This is a genomic window from Amycolatopsis mediterranei (assembly GCF_026017845.1).
Classification (GTDB): domain Bacteria; phylum Actinomycetota; class Actinomycetes; order Mycobacteriales; family Pseudonocardiaceae; genus Amycolatopsis; species Amycolatopsis mediterranei.
Genome location: NZ_CP100416.1, coordinates 1,702,112 through 1,718,237 on the forward strand (window position 1 = coordinate 1,702,112; position 16,126 = coordinate 1,718,237).

15 protein-coding genes and 1 pseudogene are annotated in these 16,126 nt (G+C 70.2%); 7 read left to right on the forward strand and 9 right to left on the reverse strand.

The window, feature by feature from the left end:
• Positions 1-228 precede the first annotated feature (228 nt).
• The 6 genes from ISP_RS08145 (at position 229) to ISP_RS08170 (ending at position 5,960) form a co-directional block, all read left to right on the forward strand.
• Positions 229-1,785, forward strand: a complete 1,557-nt coding sequence (locus tag ISP_RS08145; protein ID WP_013223405.1) for an alpha/beta hydrolase — start codon at positions 229-231, stop codon at positions 1,783-1,785.
• Positions 1,786-1,936: 151 nt separating this feature from the next.
• Positions 1,937-2,836, forward strand: a complete 900-nt coding sequence (locus ISP_RS08150) for an ABC transporter ATP-binding protein (RefSeq protein WP_013223406.1) — start codon at positions 1,937-1,939, stop codon at positions 2,834-2,836.
• The gene (locus ISP_RS08155; protein WP_013223407.1) at positions 2,833-3,564 is read left to right on the forward strand and encodes an ABC transporter permease; all 732 of its coding nucleotides are present in this window, start codon (positions 2,833-2,835) and stop codon (positions 3,562-3,564) included. The genes ISP_RS08150 and ISP_RS08155 overlap by 4 nt, the downstream gene beginning before the upstream one ends.
• Positions 3,565-3,719: 155 nt before the next feature.
• Positions 3,720-4,343, forward strand: coding sequence for a hypothetical protein (locus ISP_RS08160; protein ID WP_013223408.1), 624 nt, complete (start codon positions 3,720-3,722; stop codon positions 4,341-4,343).
• A complete protein-coding gene (locus ISP_RS08165) occupies positions 4,340-4,651 on the forward strand; it encodes a winged helix-turn-helix domain-containing protein (protein WP_013223409.1) in 312 nt (103 codons plus the stop codon). Before ISP_RS08160 ends, ISP_RS08165 begins: the two co-directional genes overlap by 4 nt.
• A 1-nt stretch (position 4,652) precedes the next feature.
• Positions 4,653-5,960, forward strand: coding sequence for a DNA polymerase IV (locus tag ISP_RS08170; RefSeq protein ID WP_013223410.1), 1,308 nt, complete (start codon positions 4,653-4,655; stop codon positions 5,958-5,960).
• Positions 5,961-5,987: 27 nt separating this feature from the next.
• Here the strand turns inward: ISP_RS08170 and ISP_RS08175 are convergent, their stop codons facing one another.
• From ISP_RS08175 to ISP_RS08195, 6 genes and pseudogenes are all read right to left on the reverse strand, one after another.
• Positions 5,988-7,067: a glycoside hydrolase family 88 protein gene (locus tag ISP_RS08175; RefSeq protein WP_013223411.1), complete on the reverse strand. Its 1,080-nt coding sequence runs from the start codon at positions 7,065-7,067 to the stop codon at positions 5,988-5,990.
• A gap of 69 nt (positions 7,068-7,136) precedes the next feature.
• A complete protein-coding gene (locus tag ISP_RS08180) occupies positions 7,137-7,805 on the reverse strand; it encodes a FadR/GntR family transcriptional regulator (RefSeq protein ID WP_013223412.1) in 669 nt (222 codons plus the stop codon).
• 2 nt (positions 7,806-7,807) lie between these two features.
• Positions 7,808-8,833 (reverse strand): ABC transporter permease, encoded by a 1,026-nt coding sequence (locus ISP_RS08185; protein ID WP_013223413.1) that lies wholly within the window; start codon positions 8,831-8,833, stop codon positions 7,808-7,810.
• Positions 8,830-9,750 carry a sugar ABC transporter ATP-binding protein gene (locus tag ISP_RS48250; protein WP_414731843.1) on the reverse strand — a complete coding sequence of 307 codons (921 nt, stop codon included), beginning with the start codon at positions 9,748-9,750 and terminating at the stop codon, positions 8,830-8,832. The genes ISP_RS08185 and ISP_RS48250 overlap by 4 nt, the downstream gene beginning before the upstream one ends.
• Positions 9,751-9,852: 102 nt before the next feature.
• Positions 9,853-10,323, reverse strand: a pseudogene (locus tag ISP_RS48255) (ATP-binding cassette domain-containing protein); the annotation flags it as partial.
• Between the two features lie 108 nt (positions 10,324-10,431).
• Positions 10,432-11,406 carry a substrate-binding domain-containing protein gene (locus ISP_RS08195; protein WP_013223415.1) on the reverse strand — a complete coding sequence of 325 codons (975 nt, stop codon included), beginning with the start codon at positions 11,404-11,406 and terminating at the stop codon, positions 10,432-10,434.
• A 366-nt stretch (positions 11,407-11,772) separates the two neighbouring features.
• On the opposite strand from ISP_RS08195, the gene ISP_RS08200 reads away from it, so the two are divergent.
• A complete protein-coding gene (locus ISP_RS08200; protein WP_013223416.1) occupies positions 11,773-12,915 on the forward strand; it encodes a CapA family protein in 1,143 nt (380 codons plus the stop codon).
• A 162-nt stretch (positions 12,916-13,077) separates the two neighbouring features.
• Here the strand turns inward: ISP_RS08200 and ISP_RS08205 are convergent, their stop codons facing one another.
• The 3 genes from ISP_RS08205 to ISP_RS08215 form a co-directional block, all read right to left on the reverse strand.
• Positions 13,078-14,097 (reverse strand): family 2 encapsulin nanocompartment cargo protein polyprenyl transferase, encoded by a 1,020-nt coding sequence (locus tag ISP_RS08205; RefSeq protein ID WP_013223417.1) that lies wholly within the window; start codon positions 14,095-14,097, stop codon positions 13,078-13,080.
• Positions 14,097-15,488, reverse strand: coding sequence for a family 2B encapsulin nanocompartment shell protein (locus tag ISP_RS08210; RefSeq protein WP_013223418.1), 1,392 nt, complete (start codon positions 15,486-15,488; stop codon positions 14,097-14,099). Before ISP_RS08210 ends, ISP_RS08205 begins: the two co-directional genes overlap by 1 nt.
• Positions 15,485-16,126 (reverse strand): family 2B encapsulin nanocompartment shell protein (locus tag ISP_RS08215; RefSeq protein WP_414731841.1); only part of this gene is annotated, 642 nt, incomplete at its 5' end. The genes ISP_RS08215 and ISP_RS08210, both read right to left, overlap by 4 nt.

Below are 16,126 nucleotides of genomic sequence, written 5' to 3' on the forward strand. Positions count from 1 at the left end.
CGGCGGTCACGCCGTCTCAGACGAGGCGGAGCCGGCTGAAGAAGATCATGAAGCCGACCGTACGGGATCCCGGAACGTCCGCGCCACCCGATTTCCACCTTTCGTAGGGCATTCGCGGTCAGCCGTCCCGCCCGGCCCCGTGCCGGGATTAGGGTTCTCCCGCCCGAATACGCAGGGAAAAGGGAGAAATCTGTGAGACGTGCCTTTCTTGGAACGGGCACTGCCGCCGTGGTGGCCGCCGCGGCGGCGGCCGCGCTCGTGGCCGCGCCGGCCGCGAACGCCGCGCCGGCCGCGAACGCGGGACAGGCGACGATCGCCTGGGGACCGTGCACCGATCCCACGCTGGTCACCGCCGGCGCCGAATGCGGGTACCTCAGCGTGCCGCTCGACTACCGCAAGCCGGCCGGGGAGCAGATCCAGCTCGCCGTCAGCCGCGTCAAGCACAAGGTGGCCGACGCGCAGTACCAGGGCGTCATGCTGACGAACCCCGGTGGCCCCGGCGGGTCCGGCCTGCTGCTGGCCACCCGCGGCCCGCGCGTGCCCAACCACGCCGGTGACGCCTACGACTGGATCGGCTTCGACCCGCGCGGCGTCGGCGCCAGCAAGCCCGCGCTGAGCTGCGACCCGAACTACATGGACTACAACCGGCCGCAGTACGTGCCGTTCACCCCGCAGCTGGAGCGGACCTGGCTCGACCGGTCCAAGGGGTACGCCGAAGCCTGCGCGAAGAACAACTCGCGCGCGCTGCTGGAGAACATGAAGACGACCGACACGGTCAAGGACATGGACTCCATCCGCAAGGCGCTCGGCCAGAAGCAGCTGAACTTCTACGGCTACTCCTACGGCACCTACCTCGGCCAGGTGTACGGCACGCTGTACCCGCAGAACGTCCGCCGGATGGTGCTCGACTCGACCGTCGACCCGCGCGGCGTCTGGTACGGCGACAACCTGGACCAGGACGTCGCCTTCGACAAGAACATCCGGATCTGGTTCGGCTGGCTCGCCCAGCACGACGACGTCTACCACCTCGGCAAGACCCAGGCCGCGGTGCAGCGGGTCGTCGACGAGCAGCTGCTGAAGGCGTCCTTCAACCCGGCAGGTGGGGTGATCGGGCCGGACGAGATCATCGACGTCATCCAGCAGGCCGGCTACTACCAGCTGCGGTGGACGCTGCTGGGCGACGCGCTGTCCCGGTTCGTCAACAAGGGTGACTGGCAGAACTGGAAGACGCTCTTCGAGGCCTTCGGCGGCCGCGGCGACGACAACGGCTACGCGGTGTACCTCGCCGTGCAGTGCTCCGACGTCCAGTGGCCGCAGAGCTGGAACCAGTGGAGGCGCGACAACTGGCAGACCTTCGCCAAGGCGCCGTACTTCACCTGGCAGAACGCGTGGTTCAACGCGCCCTGCCTGTACTGGCCGGCGAAGGCCGGGAAGCCGACCAAGGTCGACGGCCGGGGCGTGCAGAGCGTGCTGATGATCGACGAGACGCTCGACGCGGCGACGCCGTTCGAAGGCAGCCTCGAGATCCGCAGCCGGTTCCCGGGCGCTTCGCTGATCTCGGAGCCGGGCGGTACCAGCCACGCGATCACCCCGCGGGGCAACGCGTGCGTCGACAGCAAGATCGCCGACTACCTGGCGACGGGCGCGCTCCCGGCCCGCAAGCCGGGCCGCACGGCCGACGTCGAGTGCGCGCCGCTGCCCCAGCCGACGCCGCCGGCGCCGACGGCCGCGAAGGCCGACGTCGCGGCCACGCAGGGCATGGTGGCCGGGCGGTTTGCCGGCTGACCTGCGGAAACCCTCGGAAACGGGGTGCCGGGCACGCTGCCCGGCACCCCGTTTTCTTGTTTCCGGCGCCGGGGGCTTTGAGAGTGCGTGGACTTTGTGTTACAAAGTGCGCAGCAACTTTGCGATTCAAAGTCCACGGAAGGAGGACGCCATGACTGGGGGACCGGCGTTCGCGCTGCACGGCCTCACCAAGCGGTTCGGGCAGGTCACGGCGGTCGGCGGGGTGTCCGTCGAGGTCGCCCGCGGCGAAGTCGTCGCGCTGCTCGGGCCGAACGGCGCGGGCAAGTCGACCACCGTCGACATGCTGCTCGGCCTGACCAAGCCGGACGCGGGGGAGGTCGCCGTCGCCGGTGGCAGCCCGCGCGACGCCGTCGACCGGGGGCTCGTCGGCGCGATGATGCAGAACGGCGCGCTGCTGCCGGACGTCACGGTCGGCGAGATCGTCGGCCTGATCGTCTCGACGCACGAGAAGCCGCTGCCCGCCGAAGAGGTGATCGCCCGGGCGGGTCTCGAAAAGCTCGTCAAACGCCGCTGCGGCAAGCTGTCGGGCGGCGAACGGCAGCGCGTCCGGTTCGCCCTCGCGCTGGCCGGCGACCCGCAGCTGCTCGTGCTCGACGAGCCGACCGCGGCGATGGACGTCGACGGCAGGCGGGCGTTCTGGGCCGTCATCCGCGAGTTCGCCGCCGGCGGCCGGACCGTGCTGTTCGCGACGCACTACCTCGCCGAGGCCGAGGACTACGCCGACCGCGTGGTGCTGATGCGCCACGGCGTCGTCGTCGCCGACGGCCCGGTCGCCGAGGTCCGGGCGGCGGTGTCCGGCCGGGTGCTCAAGGCCGCCGTCCCGGGCGCCACCGAGGCCGAACTGGCGCACCTGCCGGGCGTCACGAGCGTGCAGCTGCGCGCCGGCCGCGCCGAGCTGGCCTGCGCCGACTCCGACGCGACGATCCGCGCCCTGCTCGCGGCGCACCCGGCCGCGTCCGACATCGAAATCACCGCGCTGGGCCTTGAAGAAGCCTTCCTGGCGCTGACCGCCGAGGAGGTCGCCGCGTGAACACGACGTACCTGAGCCTGGAGATCAAGCGGATCGTCCGCAGCCCGCAGTTCACCATCTTCACCATCGGCATGCCGGTGGCGATGTACCTGCTCTTCGGGGCGATCTGGGGCGATTCGATCCTGCCCGGCGGCCTGCACTCGAGCACGCAGACGATGATCGGCATGGCCGCGTACGGCGCGAGCGGGGGTGCGTTGTTCACCGGCACCCGGGTGGCGCAGGAACGCACGGACGGCTGGCAGCGGCAGCTGCGGCTCACGCCGATGCGCGGCCCCGGCTACCTGGTGGTCAAGGTCGCCTCGGCGATGGCCGTCGCCCTGCCGGTCCTGGTGGCCATCTTCTTCGTCGGCTTCCTGCGCGGCGAACCGCTCACCATGGCCGAGTGGGGCAGGCAGCTGGTCTTCCTGTGGGCCGCCACCCTTCCGTTCGCCGTCCTCGGCCTGGCAATCGGCCTGTTCGGGAAGGGCGACACGGTCGGCGCGGTCACCGGTGCCCTGATGATGCCGCTCGGCTTGCTCGGCGGCCTGTGGATCCCCCTGGAGATCCTGCCGGGCTGGCTGTCGACGCTGGCGCACTTCATGCCCACCTACTGGCTGCGCCGGGTCGGCCTCGACCCGTTGATCCACGCGTCCGGGACGTGGGTTGCGGTGCTCGTGCTGGCGGGCTGGCTGATCGTGCCCGCCCTGATTGTGGTGCGCCGCTTCCGGCTGGACACGGCCCGGCTCTGATTGCATGTTGTCGATCCGGCCAAAAGCAGGCCATCCTTCGAGCGGGACTTGACCGTTGATACGGGCCGCGGGGCCGTGACTGTGGTCGGATCGACAACGAATGGCAGAGTAGCTTCCGTGCAGTTGAGGGAGTTGCACGGGAGAGGGCGAACCAGGTGGAAGACGAGCCGATGTCGGCCGAGGAGTCACTGAACCTGATCGCCCAGCAGAACCGGCGGACGCGCCGGGAACTGGGCGGGGGCCCGGCGCGGATGCTTGCCGCCTGGGCCCTCGCCTGGATCGTCGGGTGGGGCTTCACCTACGTCACGACGCTGCCCGGGGTCGCGGTGCCCCCTTGGGTCGCCGGCGGCGTCGTCGTCCCGCTGCTGTTCCTCGGCGCCGTCGGCTACTCGACCTTCACCAGCATCCGCTCCGGCCGCGGGATCCGCGGGCCGTCCCGGACGGTCGGCGCGATGTACGGCTACGGCTGGGCGTTCGGCTCGATCGGGCTGATGGTCGTCGACATCCGGATCACGAGTTTCCAGGCCCTGTCCACGGATCAGGTGTCGCTGCTGTGGACCGGCACGTGGCTGCTGCTCACCGGGGTGATGTACCTGGCGGGCGGCATGGTGTGGCAGGACAAGCTCATGTACGGCCTCGGCGCGTGGATGATCGTGTCGGCCGCGCTGAGCGTGCTGGTCGGTTACCCGGCGAACTTCCTCGTGCTCACCGTCTGCGGGGGCGGCGGGTTCCTGCTGGGCGCGATCGTCTACTTCATCCGCGAGAAGACCGGCCGATGAGCGAACTGCCGCAGCTCGACCCCGTCATCCACGCCCAGGCGCGGCTGCGGGTCACGGTCGCGCTGGCCGGCCTGCACACCGGCGACCAGATCACCTTCCCGCGGCTGCAGCAGCTCCTGGACATGACGGCCGGCAACCTCTCGACGCACCTGCGCAAGCTCGAGGACGCCGAGTACGTCGAGATCACCAAGGCCTACGAGCACCGCACGCCGGTCACCCTGGTCCGGCTGACCGCGGCCGGCCGGGCGGCGTTCGAGAGCTACACCAAGGCGCTGCACCAGCTGCTGGACGCCACCGGCGGGGACTGACGTGGGCCGCTGGGTGATCCACCTCGACCTGGACGCCTTCTACGCGTCGGCCGAGCAGCTCACCCGCCCGACGCTGGCCGGGCGCCCGGTGCTCGTCGGCGGCCTCGGCCCGCGCGGGGTGGTCGCCGGCGCCAGCTACGAATCGCGGGCGTTCGGCATCAAGTCGGCGATGCCGATGGCCCAGGCGCGGCGGCTGCTGCCCGCGAACGGCGTGATCGTGCCGCCGCGGTTCCGCGTCTACGAGCGGCTCAGCCAGGAGGTCTTCGCCGTCGTCACCGAGGTGGCGCCGGTGCTGGAGAAGATCTCCCTCGACGAATCCTTCGCCGAACCGCCGTCACTCATCGGCGCGTCCTTCGACGCGGTGACGGAGTTCTGCGCCGCGTTGCGGGCCCGGATCCGGGCGGAAACCGGCCTGGTGGCCTCGATCGGCGCGGGCAACGGCAAGCAGATCGCGAAGATCGCCTCCGACGAGGCCAAACCGGACGGCCTGCTGGTGGTGCCGCAGGGCACCGAACGGGCATTCCTCGCCCCGCTGCCGGTGCGTGCGCTGTGGGGCATCGGCCCGGTCGCCGAGGGCAAGCTGCGGTTCATCGGCGTCCAGACGCTCGGGCAGCTGGCGGCACTGTCCGAACAGGACGCCGTGGCCACGCTCGGCGGTGTCGTCGGCCGCGACCTGCGGCGGCTCGCGACCGGCGCCGACGACCGCCCGGTGGCCGGCCGCGCCGAGACCAAGCAGGTCAGCGCCGAGACGACGTTCGACACCGACATCAAGGACTTGCCGATGTTGAAAGCGGAGGTCCGCCGGATCGCGGTGGGCGCGCACCAGCGGCTGCTGAAGGCCGGGCGCGTGGCGCGGACGGTGGTGATCAAGCTGCGGCACACGGACATGCACACGGTCACCCGGTCGGAGACGATCTCCGCGCCCACGGACGACCTGGCCGAGCTGGCGGCGACGGCGGAGCGGCTCCTGATCGACCCGGCGGAGTTCGGCGGCATCCGGCTGGCGGGCGTCGCCTACAGCGGACTGTCGGTGCCCCACCAGGACGCGTTGTTCACCCTGGCCGCGCCCTCGGCGCCGTCGACGGTGGTGTCCACCGTCCCGGCGCCGGCCGCCGCACCGCCGTCGGAGTGGCGCCAGGGCGACGACGTGGTCCACGAGGAGTTCGGCACGGGCTGGGTCCAGGGCGCGGGCCACGGCCGGGTGACGGTCCGCTTCGAGCACCGGTCGTCGGGACCCGGCATCGCGCGAACGTTCCCCCAGTCGGACCCGGCCCTGACCCGCGGCGACCCCCGCGACTGCCTACGCTGAAGTGCCACATCATTGTGGCGTTTGGCCCTAGGCGGCCGAGCAGCCCTGCAGCTTCGCGACTTGCTGGCCCGCCAGCAGGAACGCGCCCACGCCGTACGCCGCGGTGTCGGCGACCGTCGCCGTCGCCGGGCGATCGCCTGCCGGCTGGACGTACCCCACCAGGCCGCTCGGCTGCAGCGCCTTCGTCGACAGCGCCGTCCAGGCCTTGTCGACGACCGGGCGGAAGCGGGCCGCGTCGAGGATGCCCGCGGTGATGCCCCAGCCGAGGCCGAACGTGAAGAACGCCGTGCCGCTGGACTCCGGGCCGCCGTGGTCCCACGGGTTGAGCAGGTCGGAGTTCCAGAAGCCGTCACGGCGTTGGGTCAGCGCCAGCGTCGAGGCCATCTTCTTGAACACGCGCAGGTACTCCGGCCGCCGCGGGTCGTCGGCCGGCAGCACCTGCAGCACCTTCGTCAACGCCGCCAGCGCCCAGCCGTTGCCACGCGACCAGAACACGCCCGAGCCCTTGAACCGCGCGTCGCGGTACCACAACCCGGTGAACTCGTTGAACAGCTTGTGCTCGGTGTACGAGAACAAGCTGTTCATGGCGTCCAAATAGGACGGATCGTGGTCGATCAGGCTCATCCGCGCGAACGACGGCATCGCCATGTTCAGCGCGTCGACGTAGTTCCAGTAATCGCGGTGGCCCGCCTGCACCGAGGCCACCTCGGCCTTGATCCGCGTGCGGATCGAGTCGAGCGGGATCTCCGGGTGGAAATAGGTGTAGAGGTCCAGGTACGCCTCGCCGGCGGCCTGGTTGTCCGGGAAGAACGGCCGCTCCGGGTCGTCCGGGAGCAGGTATTTGTTGGCTTGCGCCCAGGGATAGGTCTTGTGGTTGGACTGGCCGGTGGTCCGGACCAGGGCCAGGTTGCCGACGTGGAACGTGGCGTTCTGCCAGTCCGGCGCGTCGAGGTTCGTCCCGTTGGCGACCCAGTAGTTGCCCGCGGCCACCATCTCGTCGGAAACCGTGCAGGAAGCCGCCGAAGCCACCGCCGGCGAGGACAACAACCCGCCGGTCACCACCACGGCCGCGAGCACGCCGAAACCGCGAATTCCCGGGAAACGCATGAAAGCATTCTCCTCAGCACTCATGGCGGCGGTCATCCGCAGCGAGTGAAGCGCGTCCCGGTGGACGTGTCAAGGTGCCGATGAGCGGTACGCCGCAACGGTTTCCAGCAATCGGCGGGCCGCCGACTCGGCGCCGTCGGCGTTCTTCGCCAGCACCAGCGTCAGCACCCGGGAATGCGCCACCAGCTCCATCGGCTCGCCGTTCGCCTTGAGCGCGGCGACCACGGGCACCTGCAGCTGCGCGATCAGCGTGTTCCCCGACGCCCGGATCAGCGCCGCGTGGAACCGCGAATCGGCGTCCCGGAACCCGTCGCCGTCGCCGCGCTCGACCGCGTCCGCCATCTGCGCGTAGGCCGTCGCCATCGCCGAAAGCTCGTCGGGCCGCCGGTGCTGCGCCGCGATCCGCGCCGCCTGCGGTTCGATGGCCAGCCGCAGCTCCAGCAGCTCGCGCAGGTGCTCGCGGCCACCGGGACCGCCGACGCGCCAGGCGATGACGTCCGGGTCGATCGCGTCCCACGCTTCAGGCGGCAGCGTCCAGGTCCCGACCCGCGGGCGCGCGGTGACCATGCCCTTGGACTCGAGCACGCGCAACGCCTCGCGCACCACCGTCCGGGACGCCGAGAACCGGCGGCCGAGGTCCTCGGGGACGAGCGGCTGCCCGTCCCCGAGGACACCTTCGACGATGAGCCGGCCCAGTTCGCCGACGATGCGGGCGTGGAGGTTCCGCGGGGCGCCCACCGCTACTCGGGCAGGCCGACGCGCCGCTCCCCGCTGCGCAGCTGCTGCAGCACGACCGCGATCACCAGCAGGGCGCCGTGGGCGACGTTCTGCCAGAACGGGTTGATGCCCAGCCCGGACATGCCGTTGTCGAGCACGCCCAGGATGACCACCGCGAGCACGGTCGAGATGATCGACCCGCGGCCGCCCTTGAGCATCGTGCCGCCGAGCGCGGCGCCGGTGACGGCCTGCAGCTCCAGGCCCTCGGACCCGGACGTCGGCTGGCCGGAGCCGGTGCGGGCGGTGATCAGCACGCCCGCGATCGCCGCCACCACGCCGACCAGCGCGTACACGCCGATGATGTACCGGTTGATGTTGATGCCGGCCAGCCGCGCGGCGGTGTCGTTGCCGCCGATGGCGTAGACGTTGCGGCCGATGTCGGTGTACTTGAGCAGGAAGTGCAGCAGCGCCGCGACGATCAGGAACACCCACACCAGCGACGGCAGCCCGAGCACGGTTCCCTTGGCCAGGAAGATCAACAGGTCGTCGCCGCCGGTGTAGCCCTGCGCCTTGCCGTTCGAGATCACCTGCGCGATGCCCTTGTAGGTGGCGAGCATGGCCAGCGTCGCGACCACCGGGTTGACCCGCCCGAAGATGATGATCATGCCGTTGACCAGGCCGCAGAGGATGCCGACGCCGACCGCGGCGAGGATGCCGACCTCGGCGTTGCCGGTGGAGGTGAACACCATCGCCGAGATGACCGAGGCCAGCCCGGCCATCGAGCCGACCGAGATGTCCAGCGCGCCCAGGATGATCACCAGCGTCTGGACCAGCGCGAGCAGGCCCATGATGGTGATCGCGCTGCCGATCAGCAGCAGGTTGTTGGTGCGGAAGAAGTTCTCGTTCAGCACGCTCAGCAGGATCACCAGCGCGATCAGCGTGATGATCAGGCTCGAGTTCTGCACGCCGATGCCGGTCAGCACGCGGCGCGCGGCGCTCGGCTGGGGCGGCGCGGCGGGGGCCGAAGTTTCCTTGGTGGGGGTGCTCATGCGCCGATCTCCTGGGCGTCGTCCACGGCTGGTTCGGTTTCGGGGATGGCGAGGGTCAGCACGGCTTCCTCGGTCGCGTCTTCGCGGCCGATTTCACCGGCCAGGCGCCCGGCCCGCATCACGAGGATGCGGTCGGCCAGCGTCAGCACCTCGGGCAGGTCGGAGGAGATGACCAGCAACGCGATGCCTTCGGCGGCGAGGCCGTCGATGATCCGGTAGATCTCGGCCTTCGCGCCGACGTCGACCCCGCGCGTCGGCTCGTCGAGGATCAGCAGCTTCGGCCGCCGCGCGAGCCACCGCGCGAGGACGGCCTTCTGCTGGTTGCCGCCGGAAAGCTTGCGGACTTCCTGCTCCATCGACGGCGTCCGCACGCGAAGCTCGCGTACGTACTCCTCGACGAGCGCGCGTTCCTTCGCCCGCTTCACGACCCGGAAGCGGCGAAGCCGGTCCAGGACGGCGATGGAGACGTTGTCGCGTACGGACCGCTGCATGAGCAACGCATCCGTCTTGCGCTCTTCGGGCGCGAAGCCGATGCCCGCTTTGACGGCGTCACCCGGGTTGTGCGCGCGCAGCCGTTTGCCGGCGAGCTCCACGGTCCCGGACCGGATCGGCAGGTCGCCGACGATCGCGCGGGCCAGCTCGGAGCGTCCCGCGCCGACCAGCCCGGCCAGGCAGACGACCTCGCCCGCGCGGACCTGCAGCGAGATGCCGGTGACGTCGTCGGTCGTGACGTCGTCCAGCTTGAGCACCACCTCGCCGGTGTCCTGCGTGACGCGGCGCTCCAGCGCCGACAGGTCGCGGCCGATCATCATCCGGACCAGGCCGGCCTCGTCGGTCTCCGCGGCCTGCTGGACGCCGACGAGCTTCCCGTCGCGCAGCACGGCGACGCGGTCGGCGAGCTGGAAGATCTCCTTCATCCGGTGCGAGACGTAGACGACCGCGACACCGCTGTCGCGCAGCCGCCCGATCAGCCGGAACAGCGCCTCGACTTCGTGTTCGGACAGCGACGACGTCGGCTCGTCGAACGCGATCACCTTCGGCGGGGTGGCCGCGGTGAGGACCCGGAGGATCTCGACGATCTGCCGCTGCGCGGCCGACAGCGTGACACCGAGCGTCGCCGGGTCGAGCACGCCTTCGAAGCCGTACTCGGCGAGCGCGTCCTGGGTGGCCTTGGTGAGCGTGCGGCGGTTGAACACCCGGGCCTTCGCGGGCAGTTCGCCGACGAAGACGTTCTCCGCCACGGAAACGTGCGGGATGATCTCGGGTTCCTGGTAGATCACGCGCACCCCGGCGGCCATCGCCGCGCGCGGGGTGTCGAACGTGACCTCAGTGCCCTCCAGGAGCAGCCGGCCCTCGTCCGGGCCCTGGTCACCGGACAGCACGCGCAGGAGCGTCGACTTGCCGGCGCCGTTCTCGCCCATCAGGGCCAGGACTTCGCCGGAGCGGAACTCCAGCGAGACGTCGTCGAGGGCGGTGACACCGGAGAAGCGCTTGCCGATGCCCTCGACGGCGAGTGCGGGAGGAGAGGCGGACATGTGCGGGCCCTTCGGCGGAGGAGGCCCGCGGGCGGTGCGGCCGGCACCGCCCGCGGACAGCGGTCAGGTGCAGTTGACGCCGGCCTGCTTGTAGTTGTCCTTGTTGACGATCGTGGTCTTGGCGATCGTCTCGGCGGGCAGTGCCTTGCCGTTCTTCACCTTGTCGACCAGCACCTGGATGGCCGAGCGGCCGACCTCGGCGCCGGAGATGTAGAGCGCGGACTTGTTGCCGGTGTCCTTGCCCGCGGCCCAGTCCTTGCAGGTGAGGTAGGCGCCCAGCCCGACGCCGATGATGTTGCTCGCCTGGACGCCGGAGTTGGCCAGCGCGGTCACCACGCCGGTCTCGTTCTCGTCGTTGCAGCCCCACACGACCCAGTGCTTGACGCCCGGGTTGGAGCCGATCACCGCGCCGGAGCGGTTCTGCGCGTCGACGGGGGAGTTGTCGGTGCCGACGTCGATGACCTGGACGTCGGCGCCCGCGGATTTGGCGAACGCCGACTTCGCGGCGTTGACGCGGTCGGTGCAGACGGTCAGGTCCTGCTTGTACGCGCTGATGATCTTGGTGTCGGCGGCGGCCCAGCCCGCGGCCTTGAACAGCTTCCCGGCCTCGGTGCCGACCGAGTCGCCCATCTGGCTGCCGTTGAAGCCGACGAACGGGGCCTTCGCGCCGGTGCCGTCCTTGATGACGTCGTCGGAGGCGATGAGCGGGATGCCTGCGCTCTTGGCCTTGTCGATCACCTGCGGGCCGATCGCCTGGTCCGGGACGACGATCGCGACGCCGTTGGCGCCCTGCGCGACCGCGGCGTCCAGTTCGGTGATCGCCTTGTTGGCGTCCTGGCCGAGGTTGACGACCTTGAGCTCGACGCCGAGCTCCTTCGCCTTCTCCTGCGCGCCCTGCGCCTGCTCGACGAAGTACTGCTGGTCGCCCTGTTTCTGCAGGTAGTACAGGGTGACCTTGCCGTTGGTGGGCGCCTGCTGCTGCGGCGCCGCGGTGTCTTTGCCCGAAGAGCAGGAAGCCAGCAGAGCGCCGGAAATCAAACAACAACCAACAACGCTCCAGGTGCGAAACCTGTGCGGGTATGTGGACATCGAGTGCTCCCATGGGGGCCGAGGTCGGGTGGGTCGGGTCGGGTTCGCGAAGTGACTCGTATTACAAAACACCCTTTCGAGGAGCGTCAAGGCGGAGTTAGCGGAGTGAGACCTACTCTCCGTAGTTTCATGATCACGCTTGCCGGGGTCATTTATCGTATTTTTCCCGCACTGGGCTGGGCGTTGTCCGGTTTTGTCTCGTGGCGATGTTCTGATCGGTGTTGTCGACTGTGGTGGAAGTTTCAGGCGACCGGGATGCCGTCTCTGCCGGATTCGCCCGGCTGGCAGGATGGCCGGACCACGTTAGGGGGACCGATGACGAAGCACCGCGTCGCCGCGCTCGCCGGGGTCGCTCTCCTGGCCGCGGCCTGCAGCAGCCCGCCGCAGCAGGCGGGGCCGGCACCGACGCCCTTTCCCGAGGCGTCCGCCTCTTCCTCTTCCGCTTCCGCGGGAGCCGCCCCCGAGGGGGCGTTCAGCGTCGTCGCCACCGGGGACGTCCTGATCCACCCGGCGCTGACCGAGCAGGCCGAGGCCGACGGCGGCGGGAAGATCGACTACCGGCCGCTGCTGGCCGGGATCAAGCCGCTGATCTCCGGCGCCGACCTCGGGATCTGCCACCTCGAGACGCCGCTGGCGCCGGAAGGCGGGCCGTACAGCGGCTACCCGTCGTTCAGTGCCCCGCCGGAGATCGCCGACGCGATCAAGGACACCGGCTACGACACCTGCTCGACGTCGTCCAACCACACGATCGACCAGGGCGCCGACGGGGTCACCCGCACCCTGGACAAGCTCGACGCGGCCGGCGTCAAGCACACCGGCTCGGCGCGGTCGGCGGCCGAGGCCGCGAAGCCGCTGATCCTCGACGTCCACGGCGTCAAGGTCGCCCAGGTGTCGTACGCGTTCGGCTTCAACGGCATCAAGGTGCCCGCCGGGAAACCGTGGCTGGCCAACCAGATCGACGTCGACGACGTGCTGGCGGCGGCTCGCAAGGCTCGCGAGGCCGGGGCGCAGGTCGTGATCGCGAGCCTGCACTGGGGCGTCGAGTACCAGCACGAGCCGACGGCCGAACAGCGGTCGCAGGCCAAGAAGATCCTGGCGTCGGACGACGTCGACCTGATCGTCGGCCACCACGCCCACGTGGTCCAGCCGTTCGAGAAGATCGGCGGCAAGTGGGTGGCCTACGGGCTCGGCAACAGCATCGCCCGCCACTCCGAACCCAAGGGCGACACGGAAGAAGGCACGGCGGCCCGCTTCCGCTTCGTCCGCGACGGCGACCGCTGGAAGGTCGACAAGGCCGAGTACATCCCGACCCTGATCAAGCTGGACGCCCCGATCCGCCTGATCGACTTGTCGACATCCCCACCATCTCCCCAGGTCACCAAGGCCCTCCAGGACACGGACAAGAACATCCTCAGCCTCGGCGCGGACAAAGCCGGCCTCACCCGCCCCGGCAAGTAACGGACGACACGCGTACCCAGCCGGACGACACGCGTACCCAGCCGGACGACACGCCTACGCAGACGGACGACACGCCGGGCCGGGCACGTGCTCGCCGTGTCGTCCATCCAGGTACGCGTGTCGTCCGTCGAGGTACGCGAGTCATCCGTTCCGGTACGGGGTTCAGTGGGTGCGGGTGGTGATCAGGCGGGCCAGGGAGGTGAGTTCGGCGGTGGCGCGGGAGGGCGGGGCGGCCGCGGTGAGGTCGCGCAAGGCCTTGGCGAGCAACGCCTCCGCCTGGGCCTGGCTCCACTGGCGGCCGCCCGCGGCCTCGACGAGGGAAGCCGCGCGGGCCAGCGCGGTCTCGTCCAGGGGCTCGCGCCGGGCGTAGAGCGTGGCGAGGTCCGCGCCGGCGGGCGTGCCCGAACTCAGGGCCGTCACCACCGGCAGTGACTTCTTGCGGTTCTGCAGGTCCGAATACACCGGTTTGCCGGTGACGGCCGGGTCGCCCCAGATGCCGAGCAGGTCGTCGACGTGCTGGAACGCCAGGCCCACCGCCCGGCCGAACGCGCCGAAGCGATCCGCGCCGGCCGGCCCGGACGTCGCCCCGAGCGTGCAGGCCGCGCCCAGCAGGGCCGCCGTCTTGCCCTCCGCCATCCGGATGCATTCGCCGGGGGTGACGTCGTCGCGCTGCTCGAAGTCCAGGTCCGCGGCCTGCCCTTCGAGCAGGGCCAGCGTCGCCGCCGAAAGCACCTTCGCGTTCGCCGCCCCGCTCGGTGCCAGCACCTCGAACGCCAGGCTCAGCAACGCGTCCCCGGCCAGCACGGCCGGTCCGGTGCCGAACACCGTCCACGCCGTCGCGCGGTGCCGCCGGGTGGTGTCGCCGTCCATGACGTCGTCGTGCAGCAGCGAGAAGTTGTGCACCAGCTCGACCGCGACGGCCGCGGGCACGGCGTCGGCCGCCTCCCCGCCGGCGGCTTCCGCGCACAGCAGCACCAACGCCGGCCGCAGCGCCTTGCCACCGTCGGTGGCGGCCGGCCGGCCGTCGGCGTCCTGCCACCCGAAGTGGTAGGCGGCGATCCGCCGCATCGTCTCCGGCAGCCGCTCGGCGGCCGTCCGCAGCGCCGGGTCGACGAGCCCCTTGCTCCACGCGAGGACGTCGGCGAGCGGACGCGCGGCGGTGCGCGTGTTCATGGTGGTCATCAGCGGCCGACCTGGACGTCGTCGAGGGCGCCGAGGGCGTCGGGGACGAGGACGGCGGCGGAATGGTAGGCGCTGATGAGGTAGGAGGTGATGGCGTGGTCGTTGGTGTTCATGTTTCGGACGTTGAGTCCGGGTTGGTATTCGTCGGGGAGGGTTTTGGGGCGGAGGGCGATGACGCCGGCGTCGTTTTCGCCGGTGCGCATGGCCAGGATCGTGGTGGTGCCTGCCGCGGTGATGGGGATTTTGTCGGAGGGCAGGATCGGGACGCCGCGCCAGGCGGTGACGCGTTTGCCGTCGAGGATGGTGGTGTCGGGGTAGATGCGGCGGGTGGTGCATTCGCGGCGGAATGCGGCGATGGCGTGGGGGTGGGCGAGGAAGAAGCGGGTTTTGCGGCGTCGGCAGAGCAGGTCGTCGAGGTCGAGGGGGGTGGGGGGTCCGGTGCGGGTGGGGATGCGTTGTTTGAGGTCGGTGTTGTGCAGGAGCCCGAAGTCGGTGTTGTTGATCAGTTCGTGTTCTTGCCGTTCCCGTAACGCTTCGACGGTGAGGCGGAGTTGTTGTTCGAGCTGGTTCATGGGCTGGTTGTAGAGGTCGCTGACGCGGTTGTGGACGCGGAGGACGGTTTGGGCGACGGCGAGGTCGTATTCCCGGGGTGCGGGGTCGTAGTCGACGTAGGTGCCGGGCAGGAGTGGTTCGCCGTCGTGTCCGGCGGCGAGGTCGATGGCGGCTTCGCCTTTGGTGTTTTGGGGTTTGCGTGGCCGGGTCAGCGCGTCGGCAACGTGGGTGCGCAGGGTTTCGGAGCGGCCGTTGAGGCGGGCGTAGGTGGCGGCGGGGAGGACGAGGGCGATGACGGGGGTGGCGGCGCGGGCGGTGAAGGTCCAGGTGCCGGGGTGGGGGCCGAGGAGTTCTTCGCCGAAGTGGTCGCCGTCGGTGGCGGTGCCGAGGTGCAGCTCGTCGCCGTAGGGGCCGGTGGTGTGGCGGGTGATTTTGCCGTGGGCGAGCAGGAACAGGGTGTCGAGTGGTGTGCCGGTGGTGAAGAGGGTGTCGCCGGGTTCGTATTCGCGTTGCTCGAACGCTTCCGCCAGTGCCCTGAGGGCGGTTTCGTCGCCGAAGTCGCGTAGCAGGGCGAGTTCGGTGAGTTCGGCGGGGACGACCTGGACGCGGGCGCCGGTGTTGTAGAAGGAGAGTTTGCCGTCGCCGAGGGTGTAGGTGAGGCGCCGGTTGACGCGGTAGGACCCGGCGGGGACCTCGACCCAGGGCAGCTGGGACAGCAGCCAGCGGGTGGTGATGCCGCGCATTTGCGGCAGGGTTTTGGTGGTGGTGGTCAGGGTCCGGGCGGCGCGGACGCTCAGCGACAGCTGCACCGACGTGGTGGTTTCTTCGGTGACGGTCACGGGGTTTCCCGGCCGATTTCGGCGTTTTCGAGGACGGCGAGGGCGTCGGGCACCAGCACCGCGGCCGAATAGTAGGCGGAGACGAGGTAGGAGATGATGGCTTGGTCGTTGATGCCCATGAAGCGGACGTTGAGTCCGGGTTGGTATTCGTCGGGGAGTCCGGTTTGGTGGAGGCCGACGACGCCTTGGGCTTGTTCGCCGGTGCGCATGAGGAGGATGGAGCTGGTGCGGGTGTCGGTGACAGGGATTTTGTTGCAGGGGAGGAGGGGGATGCCGCGCCAGGAGGGGACTTGGTGGCCGGCGAGGTCGACGCTGGTGGGGTAGAGGCCGGCTTTGGTGCATTCGCGGCCGAAGGCGGCGATGGTGGTGGGGTGGGCGAGGAAGAAGCTGGGGTCTTTCCAGACGAGGGTGAGCAGCTGGTCGAGGTCGTCGGGGGTGGGTGGGCCGGTGCGGGTGGGGATGCGTTGGGCGAAGTCGGTGTTGTGCAGGAGCCCGAAGTCGGTGTTGTTGATCAGTTCGTGTTCTTGCCGTTCCCGTAGCGCCTCCACGGTGAGGCGGAGTTGTTGTTCGATCTGGTTCATGGGCTGGTTGTAGAGGTCGGCGACGCGGGAGTGGACGCGCAGGACGGTTTGGGCGAC

Excerpts from the sequence above, each read along its gene's own strand:
- ISP_RS48250 (WP_414731843.1), bottom strand. The coding sequence starts at position 9,750 with ATGAAGGAGATCTTCCAGCTCGCCGACCGCGTCGCCGTGCTGCGCGAC.
- ISP_RS08150 (WP_013223406.1), top strand. The coding sequence starts at position 1,937 with ATGACTGGGGGACCGGCGTTCGCGCTGCACGGCCTCACCAAGCGGTTC.
- ISP_RS08175 (WP_013223411.1), bottom strand. The coding sequence starts at position 7,067 with ATGCGTTTCCCGGGAATTCGCGGTTTCGGCGTGCTCGCGGCCGTGGTG.
- ISP_RS08185 (WP_013223413.1), bottom strand. The coding sequence starts at position 8,833 with ATGAGCACCCCCACCAAGGAAACTTCGGCCCCCGCCGCGCCGCCCCAG.
- ISP_RS08200 (WP_013223416.1), top strand. The coding sequence starts at position 11,773 with ATGACGAAGCACCGCGTCGCCGCGCTCGCCGGGGTCGCTCTCCTGGCC.
- ISP_RS08205 (WP_013223417.1), bottom strand. The coding sequence starts at position 14,097 with ATGACCACCATGAACACGCGCACCGCCGCGCGTCCGCTCGCCGACGTC.
- ISP_RS08165 (WP_013223409.1), top strand. The coding sequence starts at position 4,340 with ATGAGCGAACTGCCGCAGCTCGACCCCGTCATCCACGCCCAGGCGCGG.